This window comes from Pseudomonas sp. MF6747 (assembly GCF_963890955.1).
Taxonomy (GTDB): Bacteria; Pseudomonadota; Gammaproteobacteria; order Pseudomonadales; family Pseudomonadaceae; genus Aquipseudomonas.
In genome coordinates this window covers 14,784-40,968 of record NZ_CAWPSZ010000020.1, presented here as the reverse complement: position 1 = coordinate 40,968, position 26,185 = coordinate 14,784, and the positions used below count along the sequence as shown (strand labels likewise).

General features: G+C 60.8%; 21 protein-coding genes and 4 tRNA genes. 6 read left to right on the top strand and 19 right to left on the bottom strand.

What is annotated here, in order from left to right:
* Positions 1–44 precede the first annotated feature (44 nt).
* From AACW30_RS18335 to leuC, 3 genes are all read right to left on the bottom strand, one after another.
* Positions 45–809 (bottom strand): class I SAM-dependent methyltransferase, encoded by a 765-nt coding sequence (locus AACW30_RS18335; RefSeq protein ID WP_200625569.1) that lies wholly within the window; start codon positions 807–809, stop codon positions 45–47.
* Positions 810–945: 136 nt separating this feature from the next.
* Positions 946–1,590, bottom strand: a complete 645-nt coding sequence (gene leuD, locus AACW30_RS18330) for a 3-isopropylmalate dehydratase small subunit (protein WP_179677043.1) — start codon at positions 1,588–1,590, stop codon at positions 946–948.
* 10 nt (positions 1,591–1,600) lie between these two features.
* Entirely contained in the window at positions 1,601–3,019 is a 1,419-nt protein-coding gene (gene leuC / locus AACW30_RS18325) for a 3-isopropylmalate dehydratase large subunit (protein WP_106576679.1), read from the bottom strand.
* 148 nt (positions 3,020–3,167) lie between these two features.
* On the opposite strand from leuC, the gene AACW30_RS18320 reads away from it, so the two are divergent.
* Positions 3,168–4,058, top strand: coding sequence for a LysR family transcriptional regulator (locus AACW30_RS18320; protein ID WP_106576678.1), 891 nt, complete (start codon positions 3,168–3,170; stop codon positions 4,056–4,058).
* A gap of 65 nt (positions 4,059–4,123) precedes the next feature.
* Positions 4,124–7,402, top strand: coding sequence for an EAL domain-containing protein (locus tag AACW30_RS18315; RefSeq protein ID WP_200625568.1), 3,279 nt, complete (start codon positions 4,124–4,126; stop codon positions 7,400–7,402).
* A 3-nt stretch (positions 7,403–7,405) separates the two neighbouring features.
* Here the strand turns inward: AACW30_RS18315 and AACW30_RS18310 are convergent, their stop codons facing one another.
* The 7 genes from AACW30_RS18310 to AACW30_RS18280 form a co-directional block, all read right to left on the bottom strand.
* On the bottom strand, positions 7,406–8,689 hold the full coding sequence (locus AACW30_RS18310; protein WP_200625567.1) for a hypothetical protein: 1,284 nt from the start codon (positions 8,687–8,689) through the stop codon (positions 7,406–7,408).
* A 98-nt stretch (positions 8,690–8,787) separates the two neighbouring features.
* A complete protein-coding gene (locus AACW30_RS18305) occupies positions 8,788–9,738 on the bottom strand; it encodes a CsgG/HfaB family protein (RefSeq protein WP_234452749.1) in 951 nt (316 codons plus the stop codon).
* 87 nt (positions 9,739–9,825) lie between these two features.
* A complete protein-coding gene (locus AACW30_RS18300; RefSeq protein WP_200625566.1) occupies positions 9,826–10,821 on the bottom strand; it encodes a hypothetical protein in 996 nt (331 codons plus the stop codon).
* A gap of 365 nt (positions 10,822–11,186) precedes the next feature.
* The gene (locus AACW30_RS18295; protein WP_200625565.1) at positions 11,187–12,146 is read right to left on the bottom strand and encodes a tRNA dihydrouridine synthase; all 960 of its coding nucleotides are present in this window, start codon (positions 12,144–12,146) and stop codon (positions 11,187–11,189) included.
* A gap of 55 nt (positions 12,147–12,201) precedes the next feature.
* Entirely contained in the window at positions 12,202–12,636 is a 435-nt protein-coding gene (locus tag AACW30_RS18290; protein WP_106576673.1) for an acyl-CoA thioesterase, read from the bottom strand.
* Positions 12,637–12,674: 38 nt separating this feature from the next.
* Complete coding sequence (locus AACW30_RS18285) at positions 12,675–13,508, bottom strand: alpha/beta hydrolase (protein WP_200625564.1); 834 nt, start codon at positions 13,506–13,508, stop codon at positions 12,675–12,677.
* A 15-nt stretch (positions 13,509–13,523) separates the two neighbouring features.
* The gene (locus AACW30_RS18280; RefSeq protein ID WP_083357717.1) at positions 13,524–14,063 is read right to left on the bottom strand and encodes a TetR/AcrR family transcriptional regulator; all 540 of its coding nucleotides are present in this window, start codon (positions 14,061–14,063) and stop codon (positions 13,524–13,526) included.
* Positions 14,064–14,223: 160 nt separating this feature from the next.
* On the opposite strand from AACW30_RS18280, the gene AACW30_RS18275 reads away from it, so the two are divergent.
* Positions 14,224–14,784 (top strand): hypothetical protein, encoded by a 561-nt coding sequence (locus AACW30_RS18275; protein WP_106576671.1) that lies wholly within the window; start codon positions 14,224–14,226, stop codon positions 14,782–14,784.
* Positions 14,785–14,873: 89 nt separating this feature from the next.
* On the opposite strand, the gene AACW30_RS18270 is transcribed toward AACW30_RS18275, so the two are convergent.
* The 6 genes from AACW30_RS18270 to uvrB form a co-directional block, all read right to left on the bottom strand.
* Positions 14,874–14,949 (bottom strand) — tRNA-Glu (locus tag AACW30_RS18270).
* A 79-nt stretch (positions 14,950–15,028) separates the two neighbouring features.
* A tRNA-Ala gene (locus tag AACW30_RS18265) sits at positions 15,029–15,104 on the bottom strand.
* A 50-nt stretch (positions 15,105–15,154) separates the two neighbouring features.
* Positions 15,155–15,230: transfer RNA gene (locus AACW30_RS18260), tRNA-Glu, on the bottom strand.
* Positions 15,231–15,308: 78 nt separating this feature from the next.
* Positions 15,309–15,384 (bottom strand) — tRNA-Ala (locus tag AACW30_RS18255).
* Between the two features lie 147 nt (positions 15,385–15,531).
* Positions 15,532–17,013, bottom strand: a complete 1,482-nt coding sequence (gene gltX, locus AACW30_RS18250; protein WP_124418046.1) for a glutamate--tRNA ligase — start codon at positions 17,011–17,013, stop codon at positions 15,532–15,534.
* Positions 17,014–17,231: 218 nt separating this feature from the next.
* Complete coding sequence (gene uvrB / locus AACW30_RS18245) at positions 17,232–19,247, bottom strand: excinuclease ABC subunit UvrB (RefSeq protein WP_124418047.1); 2,016 nt, start codon at positions 19,245–19,247, stop codon at positions 17,232–17,234.
* Between the two features lie 343 nt (positions 19,248–19,590).
* On the opposite strand from uvrB, the gene AACW30_RS18240 reads away from it, so the two are divergent.
* Both AACW30_RS18240 and AACW30_RS18235 read left to right on the top strand, forming a co-directional pair.
* On the top strand, positions 19,591–20,787 hold the full coding sequence (locus AACW30_RS18240) for an amino acid aminotransferase (RefSeq protein ID WP_200625563.1): 1,197 nt from the start codon (positions 19,591–19,593) through the stop codon (positions 20,785–20,787).
* 295 nt (positions 20,788–21,082) lie between these two features.
* Positions 21,083–21,292 (top strand): hypothetical protein, encoded by a 210-nt coding sequence (locus AACW30_RS18235; protein ID WP_078738148.1) that lies wholly within the window; start codon positions 21,083–21,085, stop codon positions 21,290–21,292.
* Positions 21,293–21,401: 109 nt separating this feature from the next.
* Here AACW30_RS18235 and ptrR read toward each other — a convergent pair whose 3' ends face one another.
* Positions 21,402–22,274, bottom strand: coding sequence for a putrescine utilization regulator PtrR (gene ptrR / locus AACW30_RS18230; protein ID WP_106576666.1), 873 nt, complete (start codon positions 22,272–22,274; stop codon positions 21,402–21,404).
* 102 nt (positions 22,275–22,376) lie between these two features.
* Between ptrR and AACW30_RS18225 the strand changes: the two genes are divergently transcribed.
* Positions 22,377–23,768 (top strand): aldehyde dehydrogenase family protein, encoded by a 1,392-nt coding sequence (locus AACW30_RS18225; RefSeq protein ID WP_200625562.1) that lies wholly within the window; start codon positions 22,377–22,379, stop codon positions 23,766–23,768.
* Between the two features lie 869 nt (positions 23,769–24,637).
* Here AACW30_RS18225 and AACW30_RS18220 read toward each other — a convergent pair.
* Both AACW30_RS18220 and AACW30_RS18215 read right to left on the bottom strand, forming a co-directional pair.
* Positions 24,638–25,030 carry a YciI family protein gene (locus AACW30_RS18220; protein WP_200625561.1) on the bottom strand — a complete coding sequence of 131 codons (393 nt, stop codon included), beginning with the start codon at positions 25,028–25,030 and terminating at the stop codon, positions 24,638–24,640.
* Positions 25,031–25,165: 135 nt separating this feature from the next.
* On the bottom strand, positions 25,166–26,185 hold the full coding sequence (locus tag AACW30_RS18215; protein ID WP_200625560.1) for a sensor histidine kinase: 1,020 nt from the start codon (positions 26,183–26,185) through the stop codon (positions 25,166–25,168).

Sequence of the window (26,185 nt, the reverse complement as noted above, 5' to 3'; positions counted from 1 at the left end):
CATTTCATCAAGCGACCCGCCCGTGGGCAGGTCGGGAAAATTAATCAGCGTTCGGCAAAGACCACCAGCACGTCGGTGCTGAAGGTGCCGTCGGCTTGAATCTCGTAGTAATCGCGTACTTCCTGGCCCATCGCCTGCTGCAACTCAAGGATCGCGGCGCGCAATACCTCTGGGGTGCGCATGCGCTCCACCCACGAGGTGTATTCCAGGCGCAGGCGCTGACGGCTGCTGGTGCGTACGTGCAGGCCGGCCTCGCTGAGCTGGCGCATCCATTCGGCGGCGGAGTAATCGCGCACGTGGCTGGTATCGCGCAGCACTTCGACGGTTTGCAGGTAAGTGTCCAACAGCGGGCTGCCCGGTGACAAGACATCGACAAATGCCGCGATACCGCCAGGCTTGAGCACCCGACGCACTTCACGCAGGGCCAGGCCAAGGTCGCTCCAATGGTGAGCCGAATAGCGGCTGAACACGAAGTCGAACTCGCCATCGGCGAATGGCAGGCGCTCAGCGGCGCCATGCACGGTGCGGATGTTGTTCAGGCCACGCTCTTTTGCGGCGGCTGCCACCACGTCGAGCATCTGCTGGGACAGGTCGTAGGCCACCACTTCTTCAACCAGCGGCGCAACGTGGAAGCTCACATGCCCGGCACCGCAACCCAGGTCCAGCAGTCGCGCAGCGCCCTGCCCGGCCAATTCGGCCTGGAGTAGCGCGAATTCGGTGCCTTGAGCGTGAACTGCGCTGCTCAGGTAGGCCGAGGCCTGTTCGCCGAATTGTTTTTGCACGACTTGGGTGTGGGCGGTGCTGGTCATGGTGGTTTTCCTTGGGTTTTGTGGTGTTGGTACGGGCGCTATCGCAGGCAAGCCAGCTCCCACACTCGACCGTGTTCACAGGTCAACATGTGGGAGCGGGCTTGCCCGCGATGGGGCCCGCACGGCCTACCTCAAATCAAGCGTCGCGAAACAACCAGGGCTGGCTCGCCCGGTGCCTGGTTTCAAACGCGGCAATCGCATCGCCGTCCTGCAAGGTCAGGCCGATATCGTCCAGGCCATTGATCAGGCAGTGCTTACGGAACGCATCGACTTCAAAGTGATACACCTTGCCGTCCGGGCGGGTCACGGTCTGCGCAGCCAGGTCAACGGTCAGTTGGTAGCCGACATTGGCTTCGACCTGCTTGAACAGCTCGTCCACTTCGGCGTCGCTCAAGATGATCGGCAGCAAGCCGTTCTTGAAGCTGTTGTTGAAGAAGATGTCGGCGTAGCTCGGCGCGATGATGCTGCGAAAGCCATATTCTTCCAGGGCCCACGGCGCGTGTTCACGGCTGGAGCCGCAGCCGAAGTTCTCGCGGGCCAGCAATACGCTGGCGCCTTGGTAACGCTCGGCGTTGAGCACGAAGTCCTTGTTCAACGGGCGCTTGGAGTTGTCCTGGTAGGCGTAGCCCACGTCCAGGTAGCGCCACTCATCGAACAGGTTCGGACCAAAGCCGGTGCGCTTGATCGACTTCAAGAACTGCTTGGGGATGATCTGGTCGGTGTCGACGTTGGCTCGATCCAAAGGGGCGACAAGGCCAGTGTGTTGAGTAAAAGCACGCATCGGGTATTCCTCAGATCAATTCGCGAACGTCGATGAAACGACCGTTGACGGCAGCGGCGGCGGCCATGGCCGGGCTGACCAGGTGGGTACGCCCACCGGCGCCCTGACGCCCCTCGAAGTTACGGTTGGAGGTGGACGCGCAATGCTCGCCCGACTCCAAACGGTCCGGGTTCATCGCCAGGCACATGGAGCAGCCCGGTTCGCGCCATTCAAAACCGGCCTCAAGGAAGATCTTGTCCAGGCCCTCGGCTTCGGCTTGCGCTTTGACCAGGCCCGAACCTGGCACCACGATGGCTTGCTTGATGGTCGAGGCCACTTTGCGGCCCTTGGCGATCACCGCCGCGGCGCGCAGGTCTTCGATCCGCGAGTTGGTGCAGGAACCGATAAACACGCGATCCAACTGGATGTCGGTGATCGCCTGGTTGGCCTTCAAGCCCATGTACTTCAAGGCACGCTCGATGGAGCCACGCTTGACCAGGTCGGTTTCCTTGGCCGGGTCCGGCACGTTCTGGTCGACGGCCAGGACCATTTCCGGCGAGGTGCCCCAGCTGACTTGCGGCTTGATCTGCGCGGCGTCGAGTTCAACCACGGTGTCGAAGACAGCGTCGGCGTCGGACACCAGGTCTTTCCAGGCCTCTACGGCAGCCTCCCAATCGGCGCCTTGCGGAGCGAAAGGACGGCCTTTGACGTATTCAACGGTTTTTTCGTCCGCCGCGACCATGCCGACACGGGCACCGGCTTCGATGGACATGTTGCAGATGGTCATGCGGCCTTCGATGGACAGGTCGCGGATGGCGCTGCCGGCGAACTCGATGGCATGGCCGTTACCGCCGGCCGTGCCGATCTTGCCAATCACGGCAAGCACGATGTCCTTGGCGGTCACGCCAAATGGCAATGTGCCTTCGACTTTGACCAACATGTTCTTCATCTTTTTGGCGACCAGGCACTGGGTGGCGAACACATGTTCCACCTCGGAAGTGCCGATGCCATGGGCCAGGGCGCCGAATGCGCCGTGGGTGGAGGTGTGAGAGTCACCGCAGACCACGGTCATGCCCGGCAAGGTGGCGCCCTGCTCCGGGCCGATCACGTGCACGATGCCCTGACGCACGTCATTCATCTTGAATTCGGTGATGCCATATTCATCGCAATAGTCGTCGAGGGTTTGCACCTGCAAACGCGACACCTGGTCGGCAATGGCCTCGATGCCGCCTTTGCGCTCCGGGGTGGTCGGTACGTTGTGGTCCGGGGTGGCGATGATCGAGTCGACGCGCCAGGGCTTGCGCCCGGCCAGCCGCAGGCCTTCGAACGCTTGGGGCGAGGTCACTTCATGGATGATGTGACGGTCGATATAGATCAGCGACGAGCCATCGTCGCGCCGTTTCACTTCATGGGAATCCCAAAGCTTGTCGTAAAGCGTTTTGCCGGCCATCAGTCGGTCCTCATCATCGGTCTTTCTATGCCCCGGGCTTTTGAGACATTCAATAACCCTTTGGCTTGTGAGGCTGATGGTATGGCGCTACATTAAATAACTCAAATTCATATTTTTTATACTTTGGATTACCAACTGGAATACCACAATGGACCTGGCCAACCTTAATGCCTTTATTGCCATCGCCGAGACCGGCAGCTTCTCCGGCGCCGGCGAACGCCTGCACCTGACCCAACCGGCCATCAGCAAGCGCATTGCCGGGCTGGAACAACAATTAAAGGTACGTTTATTCGACCGCCTGGGCCGTGAAGTCGGCCTGACCGAGGCCGGGCGCGCTCTGCTGCCGCGTGCTTACCAGATTCTCAATGTGCTGGACGACACCCGCCGCGCGCTCACCAACCTGACCGGCGAAGTCAGCGGCCGCCTGACATTGGCCACCAGCCACCACATCGGCCTGCACCGCCTGCCACCGATTTTGCGCACCTTTACCCGCGAGTACCCGAACGTGGCGCTGGATATTCAGTTCCTCGATTCGGAAGTTGCCTACGAGGAAATCCTCCATGGTCGCGCTGAAGTGGCCGTTATCACCCTGGCGCCCGACCCGCACAACCTGGTACGCGCTACGCCGGTGTGGGACGACCCGCTGGATTTCGTGGTCGCGCCCGAGCACAGCCTGACCGCCAATGGCACGGTCAACCTGGCCGATATCGCCAAACACCCGGCGGTATTCCCCGGTGGCAACACCTTTACCCACCATATTGTCAGCCGCTTGTTTGAAGCCCAGGGCCTGACGCCGAACATCGCCATGAGCACCAACTACCTGGAAACCATCAAGATGATGGTGTCCATCGGCCTGGCCTGGAGCGTGTTGCCGCGCACCATGCTCGATGAACAGGTGGCAAGTATCGCTTTGCCGGGCATACAGCTCAGTCGCCAGCTAGGCTATATCGTGCACACCGAAAGGACGCTGTCGAACGCTGCGCGGGCTTTCATGAGCCTATTGGATGCACAGGTCGATCTGCCAGGGACACCGGCATGAAGCTGTGCGGCCTCAAGGTCTGAATAAACCGCGCCGAACGCCCATTGAGCCAAGGCCCTTTGATAATGCGCAACCCCGTCGATTCCGTGCCACCCCTGCCCCGCATTTACGCCCTGGACCCTCAAGAGGCGGAACAAAGCTGGGACAGCGCTCCGCAGTTGCTGGCAGCCCTCAACGCTGCCCGCCTGGGCGCGTGGTGCTGGGAAATCGACACCGGCAGGATCAGCTGGTCACGCGGCACCCAGGCGCTGTTCGGCTACGATCCGCGCCAGCCGTTACCCAAAGACCTGGATTACCTGGATCTGCTCGCGCCGTCGGATCGCGCGCGTGTGGTGCGGGCCTTTCACGCCGTGCTGGCGGGCGAGCCGTTTGAACAGGCCATGCACCACCACATCGAATGGCCCGATGGCAGCCACCACTGGCTGGAAATCAACGGCAGCCTGGCACCGGACAAGACCGGCCGGCGCCGCATGATCGGCGTGATTCGCGAAACCACTCGCCAGCGCGAGCGCGAACACGCCCTTATCCACTCGGAAAAACGCTTCGCCACACTGTTTCATCTGTGCCCGAATATGGTCCTGCTGACCCGCCAGGCCGACGGCCTGATCAGCGAAGCCAACCAGTATTTCGAGATGCTTTTCGGCTGGCCCGTGGCCCAGGCCATCGGCCGCACCACGCTGGACCTGGGCCTGTGGCGTGACCCGCAACAGCGCGCCCTGCTGGTCAGGGCCACCCAACGCAAGGGCGAACCCATCAGCATGGAAGTGCAGTTCTGCGCCAGCAACGGCCAGATCCACGACGGTACCTTGAGCGCACAGAAAGTCGAGTTGGAGGGCGAGGCCTACCTGATCAGCACGTTTGTCGACACCACCGAGCGCAAAAACGCCGAGCAGGCGCTCAAGGACAGCCAGGAGCGCCTCGACCTGGCCCTGGATTCGGCACAGCTGGGCACCTGGGACTGGCATATCCCCAGCGGCATGCTGTATGGCTCGGCCCGCGCGGCGCAACTGCACGGCCTGGAGGCGTTGCCGTTTCACGAACCTTTCGATGCGTTTTTTGAAGGCATGTCCGATGAAGAACGCGAGGGCATGCGCAACGCCTATCGCAGCCTGCGTGAAGGCCCGGACGGCAATTACCAGCTGACCTACCGCGTACAGATGGAGGACGGCAGCGCTCGTTACCTGGAAAGCCGCGCGCGGCTGTATCGCGACGAATCGGGCAAACCGTTGCGCATGGCCGGCACCTTGCTGGATATCACCGACCAGGTGGAACGCGAGCAGCGCATCACCGCCTCCGAAGAAAAGTTCGCCAGCCTGTTCCAGGCCAGCCCTGACCCAATCTGCGTGACCTACCTGGACAGCGGCGCCTTTATCGAAATCAACCCCGCGTTCACTCAGACCTTTGGCTGGACCGCCGCCGAGGTGATCGACAAAAGCGCCGACCAGATCGGGCTGTGGGATGACTCGAGCAAGCGCCTGCAACGTATCGAACGGGTCATTCGCGAGCAGTCGTTAAACAATGTCGCCATTGTGGTGCATCACAAAAACGGCCAAAGCCTGACCTGCGTGATTTCCAGCCGCCTGATCAAGGTCGGCGACCAACCCTGCATTGTCACGACCCTGCGCGATATCACCCAGCAACAACGCTCCGAGGCCGCCCTTAAGGCCAGCGAAGAAAAATTCGCCAAGGCCTTCCATTCAAGCCCCGATGCCATCTCCATTACCGAACGTGACACCGGCCGTTATGTGGAGGTCAATGACGGCTTCTGCCGCCTCACCGGTTACCGCGCCGAGGAGGCCATCGGGCTGACGCTGTATCAGATCGGCATCTGGGCCGATGAGAATCAGCGCGCGGCGCTGCTGGCCGAACTGCAGATCAAGGGCCGAATTCATCACCTGGAAATGCTGTGGCACAACAAACGTGGCGAATTGTTGGCCGTGGAGGTATCGGTCGAACCGATCACCCTCAATGAGACGCCGTGCCTGCTGCTGACGGCGCGGGACGTGAGCCTGCTGAAAAACGCCCAGGCGCAGATCCGTCACCTGGCCTATCACGACCCGCTGACCAACCTGCCCAATCGTGCGCTGCTGATGGACCGCCTGAGCCAGCAGATCGCCCTGCTCAAACGCCATAACCTGCGGGGCGCCCTGCTGTTTCTCGACCTCGACCATTTCAAGCACATCAACGATTCCCTCGGCCATCCGGTGGGCGACACCGTGCTGAAAATCGTCACCGCACGCCTAGAAGCCAGCGTGCGCATGGAAGATACGGTGGCGCGCCTGGGCGGCGATGAGTTCGTGGTGCTGCTCAGCGGCCTGGAAGGTACACGCGTGGAAGTCAGCGCCCAGGTACAGGAACTGGCGGACACCCTGCGCGAATTGCTCTCGGAACCGATGTTCCTCGATGGCCATCGCCTGCAGGTCACGCCGAGCATTGGCGTGGCGCTGATCCCCGACCATGGCTCGACACCCGCAGACCTGCTCAAGCGTGCCGACATTGCGCTGTATCGGGCCAAGGATTCAGGACGCAACACCACGCAGATGTTTCATAACAGCATGCAGAAAACCGCCAGTGAACGCCTGCGCATGGAGACCGACCTGCGTCTGGCGCTGTCACGCGGTGAGTTCAGCGTGCATTACCAGCCTCAAGTGGATGCGCGCGGCAATCGCATCATCGGTGCCGAAGCGCTGGTGCGCTGGCAGCACCCGCAACTGGGGGCGCAGTCACCCACCGAATTTATCAAAGTGCTGGAAGACAGCGGCCTGATCCTGGAAGTCGGCACCTGGATTCTTGATGAAGCCTGCGGCGCATTTGCCCAATTGATCGCCGATGGCTTGGTGGACCCGTTGAATTTCAGCCTGTGCGTGAATATAAGCCCGCGCCAGTTCCGCCAGAACGACTTCGTGGAGCGGGTGGAGCGCAGCCTCAAGCAGCATCACCTGCCGTATAGCCTGCTGAAACTGGAAATTACCGAAGGCATCGTGATCCAGAACCTGGATGACACAGTGGCCAAGATGCGCCGCCTGAAAAAACTCGGCGTGAGCTTTGCCATGGACGACTTCGGCACCGGCTATTCGTCGCTGACCTACCTCAAGCGCCTGCCGGTGAATGCGTTGAAGATCGATCAGTCCTTTGTGCGCGACGCCACCCACGACCCCAACGATGCCGAAATCATCCGCGCCATCGTCGCCATGGCGCGCAGCTTGAACCTGGATGTGATCGCCGAGGGCGTGGAAACCCCGGAACAACTGGCATTCCTGCAAAAGCTGGGCTGCCATTTGTTCCAGGGGTATTTACACAGCCGGCCTCTGCCCATCGAGGCGTTCAGGAAGCTACTGGGCTGACCCTTACACGAGCTTCAATGCGCGAAACCCGGTGTTCATCCATCGCGATGACGCCAGGTCCTGCTTTTGCCCATAGAAGTCCAGCGCGCCATTGATGACCGCGACCGAGTGGCCCGTGTCCGCCAGCGTGCCGACCGCGCCCCGGGCCAGTTCTTCAACCGTGCTTTCACGCATATAGGCGTACAACCCAAGCCGCCGCAGCGCCTCCCCCGGGTACTCGCCGTCGTTGAGGGTGTGCAGGGCCGTTGCATAGCTCTGCCCGGCGCGCATGTCGTTATTTTCCATGTGCGCGCGCTTGGCGCTGACCGCGTACAAGAAGTTGGCGTAATTGATCAGCTGCGTATTACTGCCGTGGAAGTTTGACGCGACGATGGCCTGGCGCAGTTCATCATGGGTCACCGTCAGCGTGAAGGAGTCCCTCATGACCACCTCAAAACCGTCGGCGGTGACTTGGATGCGCTTATAGATCCCCTGAGGGTCCTGCCAGAACCGGATGATCGCCGCCTTGATCGCCGACACCGTGACGCAATTGCCTTCCACGCCCTGATAAAAACCACCCCAGATCTGTTCGGGCGTCATGCCGGACACCACATCGGACACCTGCCTGGCGTTGTCGGGGGCCACCGGTTTGTCGTCGAACAACACGTACCCGTAACCCTGCTTGACCGTGCGCCGCTCGTGGTAATGATGGCTTACGCCCTCCATCACCAGCGCCGAGCCAAAGTTGTGCGTCCCCATGACCCCCACCGCGCCCTTTGCCTGCATGGCACTTGACGGCACGTACTGGCACAGGCCGAACAGGCCCATGCCCTGCAAACACCGCTGGACGGTCTCGCCCTCCAGTGTTTTTGCCAGCGCAGCTTCAAACGTCGGGTAATTGCCGGTCAGTTGCTTGCGCTTTACGAACGCCGCGAACACAAAATTGGCATCCTTGACTGCCCCGCTATCGTCGCCGCTGAACCTTGAGGCCTGCGTCGCCTGCGCCAACTCCTGGCGAGACAACTGAACCTTGAACTCGTCCTTCATGGTGATGTGGTACCCATCGCCCGTGGCAGTCAGCGCATTGAACATGCCAGCCGGGTGTTGCCCGAAGGTTGTCATCATCAGTTTGATGACGGCTGCGTGGGTGCTGGTGTCAAAGTGCTCGCCAAACTGGCCGTGCGCCGCATTGAATGCACGGATGATCTGCGCAGGTTTTTCCCCCGCACGTTTTGACGAAAACACCGAAGCCGCGTCGTCGTACCCGTTGGCCGGCGAGCCTGGGCCATTACTTGCTGTGATATTCATTCACTGATTCCTGAGACTTACCGAAGCAATAACCTGCAAAACACAATCGGGGCGGCGTTGCGATGGGGTGAGCCGCCCGCATCGCCTGTGGTCGCGCCCTAGAAAAGTGCTATCGCCTGACCGCGGGCAGGCGTGGCGCCCCTGCGTCCCCACAACTCTTCGCGGCCGTTGATCACCGCCACCGAATGCCCGGTGCGATTGCACATGCCCAATTGCCCACGGGCGAGCTCGCGCACAGAGACCGTTTTCATGTGCTTGCGCAGCCCCAGTCGCATGAACCCCTCCCCCGGCCCATGCTCATCCTCACCGTTGTTCAGGCTGCGAATCGCAGCCTGATAACTTCTGCCCGCCGTGTAATCGTTGTTTTCCATCTGTGCGCGCTTGGCACTGACCGCAAACAGAAATTGCGCATCCTTGAGCATGCCCTTGTCCTGCCCTCTAAACTTCGCGCCTCGCGCACCTTCGGCCAATTCACGGTCAGTCAGGGTGAGCTGAAAATCATCGCGCATCACTACTCGATAACCGCCGCTGAGGCGGGTGACGTGCTGGTAGATATCCGTGGGGCTCTGGCCAAATCGGTGCATCGCCGCCTTGATCGCCGACACCGTTACGCAGTTGCCATCGGGGCCTTGGCGAAACCCACTCCAGATGTTGTCCGGCTTCGCACCGCCGCGCTTGTTTGAAAGGCACGGGATCGCGGCTTCGGGATTGGGCCTGGGGGTGATCGGCTCATGCACCACCGACGGATTGACCGGTGGCGTGGGTATAACGGGGACGGGCTTATCTTTGTCGGCCGACAACACCCTCAGTATCTGAGTCAATAAAGAACTCAACAGCGCAGCAAACGATTGAACAGCATCGCGTTCATTATCGCCGCGCACCCGGTGCTCTGAATGACTGACAGAGGGACGACAAATAGTCGCCGCAGTTTTTTGTTCAATCAGGTTCAAGTGAATATCCACTGGATGATTGGCACTTCTTAAATCACTATTGATCGCCTGCCTGACATCGATGACACGCGCAATATTATTAATTAAACAGTTAGACATATGCCCCCCATGGGCAGGCGCCTCTTTGCAACTTACAGCCAAAGAGGTGCCTGTTTTCTTCAAGAAGTTAAACCGGGTTTGGGACGATCAGGCCTTGAACACGGGCCTGGTATTTAACCGCCAGTTTCTTGGATCAAAATGATCTTCAACCGGGCCTGGGCTGGTTAAGTCCGGAACCGGCGTATCAGGCAAGGGCTTTGGAGTGATGTCCGGCACCACCGAGGGCGCTGGCTCTGGCGTGACCACCGGCGTGACGCTGCCTGGCACCGCCGGTGTGTGGTCTGGCTTGATCTCGGTGTTTGGCGCTGGCGGCACGCCAGGCTTGGTACCCGACTCGACCTCAGGCGTGACCGTGTTGGGCACCTCAGGGGCAGGTTCTGGCGTGATGTCAGCCTTCACGTCCGGTGTCACACCTGGCTTGATCCCCGGCTGCGGGGCGGTTTCAGGCAATGGCGACAGATCCAGCACACGCTTTAGTTGGGGCACGTTGTTCACAACCGCCTGCGCATCCGTGCAATGGCAATGACCGGCATTCACATTGACGTGTACGTTGGTCTTGCCGTCATTCGTCACGGTAATCGCCGGCTCGGACGCGGGCTGATGTGACAGCGCCACTGGCGCCTTGAGTGCCGAGGGCACTAGTACCGCAGCGTCCATCAGCTGCCGCTTTGCTTGCGGCTGCGGCGCCTGCGGTTCGGCCGGCAAGTTGCCCACCTCCGGCGTACTCGACTGCTTGGCGACATCGAAACTCACCGGCAATGTGCGCGCCTCAGGCTTGGCGTCTGGCACAACGCCTGGGCCGGACAGCAGCGCGGGCGTCAAATCCTTTCCGGAGACCATTTCACGTATAGCCTTGAAAACCTGTTCGAGCATGTCAAATAACCGCATGAGCGCAGTACCCGGAATCATCAGTTCGTTGGGCGAGAACCGGACGTTGTCAGTGCTCAGTGGCGTGGTGGCAACACGCACTCCGGAAACCTGCACGTCTGTTGTTTCAGCCAACTTAGCGGATGAAATACTGTTGCGATCCAGCACAGACGCATTAACTTTCATGAACGATGGATTATTAACCGACAGCGACATTTAGCAATTCCTTATTTAACAGTGCCTGGCCGATCAGCGGGCCAGAGAAGTGAGCGTGTCAACAGCTGAGAACAACAACGTTGCTTCACAGTCCTTACTTACGTGGAAAGTTAGGCTATCGAGTTCCGCTAATCGCAGCTCATATAAGGAAACCAATGCGCGTTATCAGACTTTGCCGCATGAACTATCGCGACAGGGCCTTTGGCGCAAGCCCCTCGTGACGCTGAAGAATCGTCACACCCGTTAATACACTGCGGGCATGCAACTCACCGACAAGATTAAACCGCCTGTTCGCCACTCTTTTGTGCTAGCCCACATACGAAAAAAGGGCGCCAATGGCACCCTTTTTTAGTGAACGTGAACAATCAGGCTGCAACGGGGTGCTGCATGCCCAGCAGGTGGCTGACGTGTTTTAAATCCGTCTCGCGCCGCAATGCGGTAAACAGCGCCACCGCCTCGGGATAATTGCGCGTCAGCATCGCCAGCCATTGCTTCAACCGGCCCGGTGCCTGCTTTTCAGTCAGTTGCGCCACTGATTGGCTCCAGAACGCCTGAAGCATCGGCTGCATCTGCGCCCAGGTCATTTCCACCACTTCTTCGCCCGCCTTGGCTGCCACAATTTGGCGCGCCAGGTCAGGCCGTGCCACCAGGCCACGGCCGAGCATGATGTCTTCGGCGCCGCTGATTTCACGGCAACGCTTCCAGTCTTCGACGCTCCAGATATCCCCATTGGCGAACACCGGCACGTTGACCACGTCCTGCACCCGCGGGATCCATTCCCAGTGGACCGGCGGCTTGTAGCCGTCGGTCTTGGTACGCGCATGCACCACGATATGCGCCGCGCCGCCTTCAGCCAGCGCCGTGGCGCACACCAGCGCACCGTCCGGGCTGTCGAAGCCAAGGCGCATCTTGGCGGTCACGGGGATATGCGCGGGCACGGCACGGCGCACATGTTCAACAATCTGGTTGAGCAGCTCCGGCTCCTTGAGCAGCACGGCGCCGCCGCGCGACTTGTTGACCGTCTTGGCCGGGCAGCCGAAGTTAAGGTCAATCACCTGGGAGCCCAGCTCGCACGCCAGCGCGGCGTTTTCGGCCAGGCACACCGGGTCCGAACCCAGCAACTGCACACGCAGCGGCACGCCCGCTGCGGTGTGGGCACCGTGCAACAGTTCCGGGGCGAGCTTGTGGAAATAGGCGGGAGTCAGCAGGCGGTCGTTGACGCGGATGAACTCGGTCACGCACCAGTCAATACCGCCCACGCGGGTCAGCACATCGCGCAGGATGTTGTCGACCAACCCCTCCATGGGCGCCAAAGCAATTTGCATGGAAAACACTCAACAAAAATCGTGGCGCAGTTTACTGGGTTTCCTGCAAGAAACGTTAACCCCCTGTCAGCGCGGGACCGTAGCCGTCGAGAAATTCGGCCGGCATACGCTTGGGTTTGCCCGTGGAGAGTTCGATGCAGACAAACGTGGTGTGGGCGCGCAGCAAGGTCGCGCCGTCGCGAGGACGGACCAGCTGGAAACGGCGGGTCATTTTCAGGCGCTGGTCCCAGTCGACGATCCAGGTCGCCAGCTGCAGCTCATCACCTTCGTAGCCGGCCGCCAGGTAGTCGATCTCATGGCGCACGACGGCCATGGCGCGGTCGAGTCGGCGGTATTCGGTAAGGTCCAGCCCCAGGCGCTGGGAATGGCGCCAGGCGCAGCGCTCCAGCCAGGATACGTACACCGCATTGTTGGCGTGCCCGAGGCCGTCGATGTCTTCAGCGCCAACCTGCAGATCGATGATGAATGGCGTTGCCAAATCCCAGCCCATGCCTTGCTCCAGTCGATTGATGTCGGCGGGGCAGTGTATCAGGCAGTTTGCCGCGCCTGTAGACGGCGGCCGGCCAACAGGGCAAGCACACCCTCGATCACCCGCGGGTCGGCCAGCACTTTCTGGTGCCCGCCTTGCTCCAGTCGCAGCAGGCGGCTGTCGAACCAGGCCTCGTGAATGGCTTGCGAGGCTCTGACCGGCACAAAGGTGTCGTCTTCGGCGTGCACGATCAAACCGGGGATATTCATCTGGTAGTGAGCCACGTCCAGGTGTTTGAGCGGCATGCCGAAGGTCAATTCGACTTCCTGGATAAACGCCGAGCGCGCCCGTGGCGGCAACCCGACCATGCCGGCGAACCCGCGCAGCACATCGAGAAAGCGCGAAGGCGCCGCAATGCTCACCAGCGCCTCGGTGCGCAGGCCCAGTTGCACCGCCAGCATCGCGCTGGCACCGCCCATGGAATGCCCCACCACCGCGTGCAACGGCGGCAACTCAGCGGCGGCGTCGAGCATGGCGCGGGCGAACAGCAGCACATGCGCCTCGCGCCCCGGTGAACGGCCATGGGCCGGGCCGTCCAGGGCAATCACCGAATAGCCGTCATCCACCAACGCCGTGATCAGGCTGGCGAACTGCGTGGGCCGCCCTTCCCAGCCGTGCATCAGCAGCACGGCGGGGCCCTGGCCCCAACGCAACGCCGACAAGCCGAAACGCAAGGTGATGCGCTCCGATTGCGCCAACAGCGGCAACTCCCAGTCGCGCGGCGGCAGAGTGCGTGGCGTCATGAAGGTACGGCGCAACTTGCTGGCCACCAGGTGCGGCGCCACGCGGCCGACGGTGCCATTAAAGCCTCGAATCCAGGTCAACGCGCCCATCAGGCGACTCCTTTTTCAGCGCACCGCCGATTTGGCCGCGCGCAACACGCGGTCCGACAACTCGCCCGGCCCGAGCGCGCGAGCCAAAGCCAGGCCGCCAATCATCAAGGCCATATCCGCCAGGGCTTTGTCGGTGTCCTCAGGGCTGGCGGCCAACTGCGCGGCCATCAGCTCCGTGTGCTCGTTGAGCGCCTGGCGGAACTCATCCGGCAAGCGGCTCATCTCGCCCACGGTGGCTGGTATCGGGCAGGCCTGGTCCGTGGAGTCACGGTGCTTGCGCGACAGATAAAACGCCGCCACCAGGCCTCTGCGCTCTTCACCGGTGAGTTGCGCGTCCATGTCGTCAATCGACGCGCGCCGCCGGGCGAGCAACTGGGTGAAGGCCTCCAGCATCAACGCGTCCTTGCTTTCAAAGTGCGCGTAGAAACCGCCGACCGTAAGCCCCGCCGCGCCCATGACTTCGCCGACACTCGGTTCGGCCGGGCCGCGCTGGATCAACGCCGCGCTGGCAGCCTGCAAAATGCGTTCGCGGGTTTGCGCTTTTTTATCGCTCATCGTTGCCTCCGTCTCTCATGGGTTGAATATTATTACCATAATAATATTTCGCAAGCCACCCGCATGACCGCTCGTCCGAGCAGCACAGATCACATCAAGGGAATAAATCGCTCGCCCCAGCCGTTCTCATTGCAATGAACTGCACATCGGAGAGAACGACATGGCCTGGCGGCAGCAAAACCAGAACTGCGCGTGGGTAGCCGGAGAAGCCCCCTACGTGTTCGCCAACGAGTACACCGCGAACTTCATCAGCGGCTTTCGCACGGTGCTGATCGCCAAGGTTGAAGGCGAAGGCGTGGGCAACCAGCCGTTTGGCAAATTCTTCAACGACGCCGACGGGCATGCCGAGGCCAACTTCCTGGAGGCCCTGCGTGCCAATGACTGGGTATTCGATGCGGGGTATCAGGAGATCGTGGTGAGCATCAACAACTCACCGTGTCGGCAATGCTGCGTGCTGTTCAAGCAGTTCATGGAAGACATCCTGCTGCGCTTTCCAAACACCCGGCTGGTGATTGAAACCGCGAATATCTACCACCCCAACGACGAAATAGACCAGGGCTGCCTGCGTGCGATTTCACGCTTGCCCGGCATTCGCGTCGAAATGTGGAACGTCGCGCTGGAGAATGCCCAGAACAGAGGCCCACAGGTTGATCAGCAAAAAGAGCTGGCGCGCATCAACAAATCCCTGCGCACCGCCAACGTGGTACGCAGGATGCCGTAAACGGCTGCGCGAAAACCCAAACGCCAGACAAACAAAAGGGCCATTCAATAATTGAATGACCCTTAAAAATCCCGCAGAGCGGGTAATCGTGGCGTCCCCTAGGGGACTCGAACCCCTGTTACCGCCGTGAAAGGGCGGTGTCCTAGGCCACTAGACGAAGGGGACACAAACCTTCTATACAACTAACCAGCGCTGAGAGCTGATCGATTCAAGGACGGTGTGGCCAGACCTTGAACCTGTAAATTGGTGGAGCTAAACGGGATCGAACCGTTGACCTCTTGCATGCCATGCAAGCGCTCTCCCAGCTGAGCTATAGCCCCGGATTTTTCGTCTCGCGACGCAGCAGACCTTTCGAGCTGCTTGTTGAAACTGGCGTCCCCTAGGGGACTCGAACCCCTGTTACCGCCGTGAAAGGGCGGTGTCCTAGGCCACTAGACGAAGGGGACAAAACCTTCTGTACATCTGATCAGCGCTGAGAGCTGATCAATTCAAGGACGGTGTGGCCAGACCTTGAACCTGTAAATTGGTGGAGCTAAACGGGATCGAACCGTTGACCTCTTGCATGCCATGCAAGCGCTCTCCCAGCTGAGCTATAGCCCCTCATCGGTGAGGACGGGGCGAATCTTAATGGCGGTTTGGAAACGTGTCAAATTTATTTTCAACTATTTCCAAAATTTTTTGCCGGGATAACAATCACTTACCGACGAAACCCCGGAAAACCGGGGTTTCGTCGTAACAACAGCCGACTTAAGCGATAGCGCCCAGCAGCTTTTCCCACTCTTTGTTTTCTTTCTTCGACACACCACCAAGCAAATCAAGGGCTTGGCGCAGACGGAAACGCGTCAGGTCCGGGCCGAGAATTTCCATCGCATCCAGTACCGACACCGAACTGGCCTGCCCGGTGATCGCTGCAAACATCAGAGGCATGGCATCGCGCAGTTTCAGCTCAAGGGACTCGACCACCGCCTGAATCGTCGCAGTGATTGCATCCTTCTCCCACTGACGCAGGCTTTCGAGCTTCCACAGGATCAATTGCATCAGTTGGCGAACCTGATCGCCCGAGAGCTTCTTGGACTCAAACAACGTGGCATCCGGGTTCACGCCACCGGCAAAGAAGAAGCTGGCCAACGGAGCAACCTGGCTGAACGTCTCCACCCTGCCCTGCACCAACGGCGCGATCTTCATCATGTACTCGGGGTTCAACGCCCACTGCTGCACACGGCTGGCGAATTCTTCTACCGGCAGGTCACGCAGCCACTGGCCGTTGAGCCACGACAGCTTCTCGATATCGAAAATCGGCCCGCCCAGGGATACGCGGGACAGGTCGAAGTTGTCGACCATTTCCTGCAGCGAGAACTTCTCACGCTCGTCCGGCATCGACCAGCCCATGCGGCCCAGGTAGTTGAGCATCGCTTCGGGCATGAAGCCCATGCGCTCGTAGAACGTCACCGAGGTCGGGTTCTTGCGCTTGGACAGCTTGCTCTTGTCCGGGTTACGCAGCAGCGGCATGTAGCATAGCTGCGGCTGTTCCCAGCCGAAGTATTCGTAGAGCAGGATCAGTTTCGGCGCCGACGGCAGCCATTCTTCGCCGCGCAGCACGTGGGTGATGCCCATCAGGTGGTCGTCGACCACGTTGGCCAGGAAGTACGTCGGCAGGCCGTCGGTCTTCATCAACACCTGCATGTCCATGCGGTCCCACGGAATTTCGACGTCACCGCGCAGCATGTCCGGCACCACGCACACGCCTTCGCTCGGCACTTTCATGCGGATCACGTGAGGCTCACCGGCAGCCAGGCGCTGGGCCACTTCTTCTTTGGACAGCAGCAGCGCACGGCCGTCGTAACGCGGGGTTTCGCCACGGGCCTGTTGCTCGGCACGCATCTGGTCGAGTTCTTCGGCGGTGCAGAAGCACGGGAACGCATGGCCCATGTCGACCAATTGCTGGGTGTACTGCTTGTAGATGTCGCTGCGCTCGCTCTGACGATACGGGCCGTGCGGGCCGCCGACGTCCGGGCCTTCGGCCCAGGTGATGCCCAGCCAGCGCAAGGCATCGAAAATCTGCTGTTCCGACTCACGGGTCGAACGCAGTTGATCGGTGTCTTCGATCCGCAGGATGAATTCACCGCCGTGCTGCTTGGCAAAGCAGTAGTTGAACAGGGCGATGTAAGCAGTGCCGACGTGGGGATCCCCAGTAGGCGATGGCGCAATGCGCGTGCGGACGGTGGTCATGGCAGGTCTCGAATGGGCGATATAACTGAAAATTGAAACAAGGGGCGAATGGTAACAGCCTGGGGTGGTTGGGCTCCAGCGTGGGTGATTCTGGTGGACCGCGGTGCCGCCATTCGCGAGCAAGCCCGCTCCCACATTCGACCGCATTCTCATGCTGGAAATCGGTCAACTGTGGGAGCTGGCTTGCCTGCGATGAGGCCACTACCGTCAGCGCAAAATCAAACAGCCAGCAACCGCTCGCGCAATTTGCCGATCTCGTCGCGCATCTGCGCCGCCGCTTCAAACTCAAGGTCGCGCGCCAGCTGGTACATCTTCTCTTCCAACTGCCGGATACGCTTGGTGATCTCACTCGGCGAGCGCAATTCGTTCTCGTACTTGGCGCTTTCTTCAGCGGCCTTGGCCATGCCTTTGCGCTTCTTGCTGCGCGAGCCGGGTACGGTGGCGCCTTCCATGATGTCGGCGACGTCCTTGAACACGCCTTTGGGGATGATGCCGTTCTCCAGGTTGAACGCGATCTGCTTGTCACGGCGACGTTCGGTCTCGCCAATCGCGCGTTCCATGGAGCCGGTGATACGGTCCGCGTACAGAATCGCCCGGCCATTGAGGTTACGCGCCGCCCGGCCGATGGTCTGGATCAGCGAGCGCTCGGAGCGCAGGAAGCCTTCCTTGTCGGCGTCCAGAATCGCCACCAGCGACACCTCCGGCATGTCCAACCCTTCACGCAACAGGTTGATGCCCACCAGCACATCAAAGGTGCCCAGGCGCAGGTCGCGGATGATCTCGACGCGCTCCACGGTGTCGATGTCCGAGTGCAAATAGCGCACGCGCACGCCATGGTCGGCCAGGTAATCGGTCAAATCTTCGGACATGCGCTTGGTCAGCGTGGTCACCAGCACCCGCTCTTCCAGGGCCACGCGCTTGGTGATTTCCGACAGTAAGTCATCGACCTGGGTCAGCGCCGGGCGGATTTCGATTTGTGGGTCCACAAGGCCTGTCGGGCGCACCAGTTGCTCAATCACGCGGCCCGCGTGTTCAGCTTCGTAGTTACCTGGCGTGGCCGAGACGAAGATCGTCTGCGGGCTGATGCTTTCAAACTCGTCGAAACGCATCGGCCGGTTGTCCAGTGCCGACGGCAGGCGGAAACCGTATTCCACCAAGGTTTCCTTACGCGAGCGGTCACCTTTGTACATCGCGCCCACCTGCGGCACGCTGACGTGGGACTCGTCGATCACCAGCAAGGCGTCATCCGGCAGGTAATCGAACAAGGTGGGCGGCGCCTGCCCGGATTCGCGACCCGAGAGGTAGCGCGAGTAGTTTTCGATGCCGTTGCAGTAACCCAGCTCCAGAATCATTTCCAGGTCGAACCGCGTGCGCTGCTCCAGGCGCTGGGCCTCCACCAGCTTGTTGTTGGCGCGCAGGTAATCCAGGCGCTCCACCAGTTCGGCCTTGATGCCTTCGATGGCGCCCATCAGTGTTTCGCGCGGCGTTACGTAGTGGCTTTTGGGGTAGAAGGTGAAGCGCGGCAGCTTGCGAATCACCTCACCGGTCAACGGGTCGAAGGCCGACAGGCTTTCGACTTCATCGTCGAACAGCTCGATGCGAATCGCTTCCAGGTCGGATTCGGCCGGGTAGATGTCGATCACATCGCCGCGCACACGGAAGGTGGCGCGGGCAAAGTCCATGTCATTGCGGGTGTACTGCAAGCTCGTCAGGCGCCGCAGCAGCTCGCGCTGGTCGAGTTTGTCGCCACGATCGACGTGCAGCACCATCTTCAAATAGGTTTCCGGGCTACCCAGGCCGTAGATGCACGACACCGTGGTGACGATGATCGCGTCCTTGCGTTCCAGCAGCGCCTTGGTCGCCGACAACCGCATCTGCTCGATGTGGTCGTTGATCGACGCGTCCTTCTCGATGAAGGTGTCAGAGGATGGCACGTAGGCTTCGGGTTGGTAGTAGTCGTAGTAGGAAACGAAGTACTCCACCGCGTTGTTCGGGAAAAACGCCTTGAACTCGCCATACAGCTGGGCGGCCAGGGTTTTGTTCGGCGCCAGCACCAGGGTCGGGCGATTGGTCTGCGCAATCACATTGGCAATGCTGAAGGTCTTGCCTGAACCGGTCACCCCAAGCAGCGTCTGGTGCGCCAGGCCGGCTTCAATGCCTTCAACCATCAGGCGAATGGCTTCGGGTTGATCGCCGGCGGGTTCAAAGCGGGTGACGAGCTGGAAATCCGACATAACGTACCTCGTGTAGTCACCCCAGACTCGAAACCGCCAGGGACGAAAAAGCTCAGCAACCCGCGAATAGTCAACGCAGGTTGCAGGAAAAAACCATGATAGCTGTAGAAGTGGAGGCGAATGTGACGGGTTTCAAGGCAATCGTCCTACCTGCCGTCGCCGCCCCATGTTGCAATAAGACTAACGGTCGGCAAATAAACCGAAAAACTTGGCCGAAAAGCCGTTTCGGTTGTCGCCCTGAGCCTGGATGGCCTCTATACTAGCTCCCCGTTTGTGCACCGCTCTAGTGCATTCGGCTGGAGCGCGACACGTCCCTCCATTCCCCCATAGAGCTGCCGCAAAAATGAGCCTGTTCTCCGCTGTCGAAATGGCACCACGCGATCCAATCCTGGGCCTCAACGAAGCATTCAACGCCGACACACGAACCACCAAGGTCAACCTTGGCGTGGGCGTTTACTGCAACGAGGAGGGGAAGATTCCACTCTTGCGTGCCGTTGCCGAAGCGGAAGCCATTCGCGTGGCGCAACACGCCGCCCGTGGCTACTTGCCGATCGACGGCATCGTTGCCTACGACCAGGCCGTGCAAAAGCTGCTGTTCGGCGCCGACTCGCCCCTGCTCAGCGCTGGCCGTGTGATCACCGCGCAAGCCGTCGGCGGCACCGGCGCGCTGAAGATCGGCGCCGACTTCCTCAAGCAACTGCTGCCCAACGCCGTGGTTGCCATCAGCGACCCGAGCTGGGAAAACCACCAGGCGCTGTTCGAAAAAGCCGGCTTCCCGGTGCAAACCTACCGCTACTACGACGCCGCCACCCACGACGTCAACCGTGCCGGCCTGCTCGAAGACCTCAACGCCCTGCCGCCACAGTCCATCGTGGTGCTGCACGCCTGCTGCCACAACCCGACCGGCGTCGACCTGAGCCCGGCCGACTGGCAAAACGTGCTGGACGTGGTCAAGGCAAAGAACCTGGTGCCGTTCCTCGACATGGCCTACCAGGGCTTTGGCGATGGCATCCACGAAGACGCCGCAGCCGTGCGCCTGTTTGCTGAGTCGGGCCTGACCTTCTTTGTGTCCAGCTCGTTCTCCAAGTCGTTCTCGCTGTACGGCGAACGCGTAGGTGCGCTGTCGATCGTCAGCGAATCCAAGGAAGAAAGCGCGCGCATCCTGTCCCAGGTCAAGCGCGTAATCCGCACCAACTATTCCAACCCGCCGACCCACGGCGCGGCGATTGTGGCGGCGGTGCTGAACAACCCTGAGCTGCGCGCCCAGTGGGAAGCGGAACTGGCCGAAATGCGCCTGCGCATCCGTGGCATGCGTGAGCAGATGGTGGCTGAACTGGCCAAGGCTGCCCCAGGTCACGACTTCAGCTTCGTTGGCCGCCAGCGTGGGATGTTCTCCTACTCCGGCCTGACCGTGGAGCAAGTCACCCGCCTGCGTACCGAGTTTGGTATCTACGCGCTCGACACCGGCCGCATCTGCGTAGCGGCGCTGAACCAGTCCAACATTGGTGCAGTGACCAAAGCGATTGTTCAGGTGCTGTAAGCCTGCAACGGTTGTGACAAAGGGGAAGTCATTCAATGGCTTCCCCTTTTTTGTCGCCAGCAGGCTTCCCGTGGCAAACAGGCCTCCTGTGGCGAGCGGGCTTGCCCCGCGTTGGGCTGCGAAGCAGCTCCATAAAGCCCCCCCGTGAACTTACTGAAAGAACCCGGTGCCTGAACAAGGGGCCACTGCGCAGCCCAACGCGGGGCAAGCCCGCTCGCCACAAGAGGAAAACCTCGCTGCTTGCCGCGACCAGCCCTAGACTGAACCCCAACTGCCCCTTTGCTGTGAGAGCCTTATGAGAAACGACGACCTGGACCTGCGTGCCGACCGCGACGAACTGCATGACTTCACCCCGCGCGCGCCGCAAGCCAAGCGCCAGAAAAGCCTGGTGCTGCAAGTGGCACTGGGTGTGTTCCTCGGTGGCCTGGCTCTTTGGTTGGTGCAACTGGGCGCCACGGCCATCATGGCAAAACTCGCCATGGGCACCCTGCAATTTGGCGGCTGAAAACACGATCAACCGGTGGGAGCTGGCAGGCCTGCGATGGCGTCAGCCCAGCCTGCACGGCCTTGGCTGATACACCGCCATCGTAGGCCAGCCAGCTCCCACATTAGATCTAAGTGGCTACCAGACCACGTTCCTCCAACAGCTTCACAAAACTGTTCAAGCTCTGCGACACCGTGCCCCGGCGCCAGATCAGCCAGGTATTGAGGATGCGGAACGCGTCGCTCAGCGGCCACACACTCACCGCCGTGAACCCTGGCATGCTCTCCAGCATGCTGCGCGGCATCAGCGCCAGGCCGGCCCCGGCACTGACGCAGGCGAGCATGCCGTGATAAGACTCCATTTCAAAGATCTTGCCCGGCACCGCGCCATCCTGTGAGAACCAGCGCTCGAAGTGATGGCGATACGAGCAGTTCGAGCGAAACGTATAGATGCTCTCCCCCGCCACATCCTGCCCGCGCGTGATCGGCGCATGGTGCAGCGGCGCAATGACCACCATCTCCTCCTCAAACACCGGCACGCCTTCCAGCGTGGCATGCAGCACCGGCCCGTCGACAAACGCGGCCGCCAGGCGTCCCGACAACACGCCCTCGATCATCGTGCCGGACGGCCCGGTGCTCAGGTCCAGCTCAACCTTGGCGTGCTTCTGGTTATACGCCGCGAGCAACGCCGGAATGCGCACCGCCGCCGTGCTCTCCAGCGAACCCAGCGCAAACGCGCCCTGGGGCTCCTCCCCCGCCACCGTGGCGCGGGCTTCCTGCACCAGATCAAGAATGCGCCGCGTGTAGCCGAGGAAATTCCACCCGGCCGGCGACAGGCGCAGGCGGCTCTTCTCACGGATAAACAACTCAACGCCCAGGTCCTGCTCCAGTTGCTTGATGCGCGTGGTCAGGTTCGACGGCACGCGATGAATCAACTGCGCGGCGGCGCTGATGCTGCCTTGCTCGGCAACGGCCTTGAAGATTTCCAGCTGCACCAGGTCCAAGTCATTCTCCAATCGTGAATGTATTGCTTAATATTATTCAGTTTCCAGAAAACATGCAGCCCCGTAGGCTGAACCCATCCACTCATTCAGCCGGACGGTGCCATGAACGCTATCACTCACCAGACTCACGCCTTGTCGATCAACCCCGCCACTGGCGAAACAGTTGGCAGCTACCCTTACGAAACCGAGGCGCAGTTGGACGCGGCGCTTAATCGCGCCACTGAGGCCTTCCGCACCTGGCGCCGCCAACCAGTAAGCCAGCGCGCCGAGTTGTTGCTGGCCCTGGCCGCTGCGTTGCGTGAGCAAGCCGAAGACATGGCGCAGATGATCACCCTGGAAATGGGCAAACCCATCGCCCAGGCCCGCGCCGAAATCGAAAAATGCGCGCAACTCAGCGAATGGTATGCCGCCCACGGCCCGGCCATGCTCGCCCCGGAGCCCACGCTGGTGGACAACGGCAGCGCCCAGATCGAATACCGCCCACTGGGCCCGATCCTCGCCGTCATGCCGTGGAACTTCCCGGTCTGGCAAGTGCTGCGCGGCGCCGTGCCGACCCTGCTCGCCGGCAACACCTACGTGCTCAAACATGCACCCAACGTGATGGGCAGCGCCTACCTGATGAAGGCGGCGTTTCAAAAAGCCGGCTTCGCCGATGGCCTGTTTGAAGTGGCCAACGTGACCAACGACGGCGTGTCCAAGGCCATCGCCGACCCACGCATCGCCGCGGTCACCCTCACCGGCAGCGTGCGCGCCGGCGCCGCCATCGGCTCTCAGGCCGGCGCCGCGCTGAAGAAATGCGTGCTGGAACTGGGCGGCTCCGACCCGTTCATCGTGCTCAACGACGCCGACCTCGACGCCGCCGTCCAGGCCGCCGTGATCGGGCGTTTCCAGAACAGCGGCCAAGTCTGCGCTGCCGCCAAGCGCCTGATCATCGAAGAAGGTGTGGTGCAAGCCTTTACCGCCAAATTCCTCGCTGCCAGCCGCGCCCTGGTGATGGGCGCCCCGACCGACACCAGCACCTACGTCGGCCCAATGGCCCGCTTCGACCTGCGCGACGAACTGCACGGCCAGGTGCAGGCCACGTTGGAAGAAGGCGCAACCCTGCTGCTGGGCGGCAACAAAGTCGCCGGTGCCGGCAACTACTACGAACCGACCGTGCTGGCCGACGTCACCGACCAGATGACCTCGTTCAAACAGGAACTGTTCGGCCCCGTGGCCTCGATCATCACCGCCCGCGATGCCGACCACGCCGTGGCCCTGGCCAACGACAGCGAGTTCGGCCTCACAGCAAGCATCTTCACCACCGACGCGGCGAAGGCACGGGATATCACCAACCAGCTGGAAACTGGCGCAGTATTCGTCAACTCGTTCAGCGTGTCCGACCCGCGCGTAGCGTTTGGCGGAGTGAAAAAGAGTGGGTTTGGGCGCGAACTGTCCCACTTTGGCGTACGTGAATTCTGCAACGTACAGACCGTATGGCTGGATCGCAAATAAAACAGGCAACACCCTCCAACTGTGGGAGCTGGCTTGCTCGCGAAGGCGGTGTCTCAGTTGGCAAATTTGCCGACTGACAGACTGCATTCGCGAGCAAGCCCGCTCCCACCTTTGATTTGCGGTGTTTGTGGCCGTGCGTGAATTCTGCAACGCACAGACCGTGTGGCTGGATCGCAACTAAAACAGGCAACCCCCCATCAACTGTGGGAGCTGGCTTGCCTGCGATAGCGGTGGATCAGTGACAACTCTTTGGCTGACACGCTGCAATCGCAGGCAAGCCAGCTCCCACCTTTGATCTTCGGTGTTTGTAGCCGCGCGTGAATTCTGCAACGCGCAGACCGTGTGGCTGGTTCGCAAATAGAACAGGCAACACCCTTCAACTGTGGGAGCGGGCTTGCTCGCGAAGGCGGTGTATCCGTTGGCAAATTTGTCGACTGACAGACTGCATTCGCGAGCAAGCCCGCTCCCACCTTTGATTTGCGGTGCTTGTGGCCGTGCGTGAACTCTGCAACGCACAGCCCGTGTGGCTGGATCGCAAATAAAACAGGCAACCCCCTTCAACGGTGGGAGCTGGCTTGCCTGCGATAGCGGTGGATCAGTGACAACTCCTTGGCTGACACACTGCAATCGCAGGCAAGCCCGCTCCCACCTTTGATCTGCGGAGTGTGTAGCCGTGCGTGAATTCTGCAACGCGCAGACCGTGTGGCTGGTTCGCAAATAGAACAGGCAACACCCTTCAACTGTGGGAGCGGGCTTGCTCGCGAAGGCGGTGCTTCAGTTGGCAAATTTGTCGACTGACAGACTGCATTCGCGAGCAAGCCCGCGCCCACTCAAACCCGCTCCCACCTTTGATCTGCGGTGTTTGTGGATTAGTCCACAGTGACCTTTCCGGTTGAAAACTCGACCTTCAAATTAAGCCTCCCTTCATTCACCAACCACGGCCGAATCGAAAACCTGCGCGCGCCGCACTGATGCATCGGGTCTTGCGCGGCAATGGCCTTGGCATGCTCAAGCGACGTTGCACGAATCACAAACATGCCGTCGCCGTCCCAATACTGCTCATTTTCACTCCAATGCGGCCCGGCAGCGACGAGGATACCGTCGCGCTCGATCTGGCATTGATGCTCAAGGTGAATCGGCAGGTTCTGCATCACCGGGCCAAGCCCATCCGTCGGGGTCGAAAACACCACATAGAACTGCTTTTGCAGCATGCCCTTACTCGCTTCCAGCACTTGCTGGCGCGTTACCCGGTTTGTTTGCATGGGTTTACCTGTAGGAATATCGACGTAGTAGCGCAGGCGTGTTGGCACCGCGTGTCGTGGAGCATTCCCTATCCGTCAGGGCAAGCAGTAGGCCGGTCGCAGGCATAAACCTTATGCCGGGCAGGAATACACGAGTCAGCCGTTCAACAACGGCAGCGTCACCACAAACTCACTGCCCTTGCCCTTGCCCGCGCTTTTGGCGGTGACCTTGCCGCCATGTGCTTCAACCAGCTCGCGCACCACCGTGAGCCCGATCCCCAAGCCCGAGCCGTTGAAGCCGATGGCGTGTTCATCCTGCACGTAAGGGTCAAAGATCAGCGGCAGCGCCTTGGCTGAAACGCCGATGCCGTTGTCACAAATGCTGATCCTCAGCGCGTCCGTCGCGGTCACAGACAGCACAATCGAGCCACCCACCGGCGTGTACTTGGCCGCGTTGGCCAGCAGGTTGTGCAGAATCTGCGCAAGGCGCCCGGGGTCTGCGCTCACCATCAGTTGGCCGTCAGGCAGGTGGGCATCAAATTGCTGTCTTTTCGCCCGCATCACCGGGCCGCAGGCATCAATGGCACTTCTAAGGATCTGCAGCATGTCCACATCGCGTCGATCGATGCGCAGCTTGCCGGTGCTGACGCGGGACACGTCCAGCAAGTCGTCGACCAACTGTGAAATATGCTGCACCTGACCTTCAATCAGCGCACGCATGCGCGGCAGCTGGTCGCTGGGCATGCGAACCATGCGCTCGGCGATCATGCTGATCGGCGTCAATGGGTTGCGCAGCTCATGCGCCACCATCGCCAGGATGCTTTTCTGCTGACTCAACGCGCGCTCGGCCGTGGCTTGCAGGTCTTGCGCACTGAGGGCCGCGATCACCAGTTGCGCATTCGCCTCGCGAAGCTCCTGGTACAGGCGTTGTTCCTCCATGGGCGGCGGGCTGGCGGCGTCCGACTGCGCAAGGAGAATCGCCAGCACCAACTGCTGGTTAGCTTCAATCACCTGCTCGACGTGCTGGGTATCCACCAGACGGCTGCTGGCGTCAGTCAGTTGCTGCTGCAGCGCCGCGAGCGCCGCACGCGCCTCAACGGTTTTTTGGCCAATCAGGAACAGCTCGTGAGCCGCCGTGGTCAGCTCACTTTCATGCTTACCGTCGCCGTCACTCAT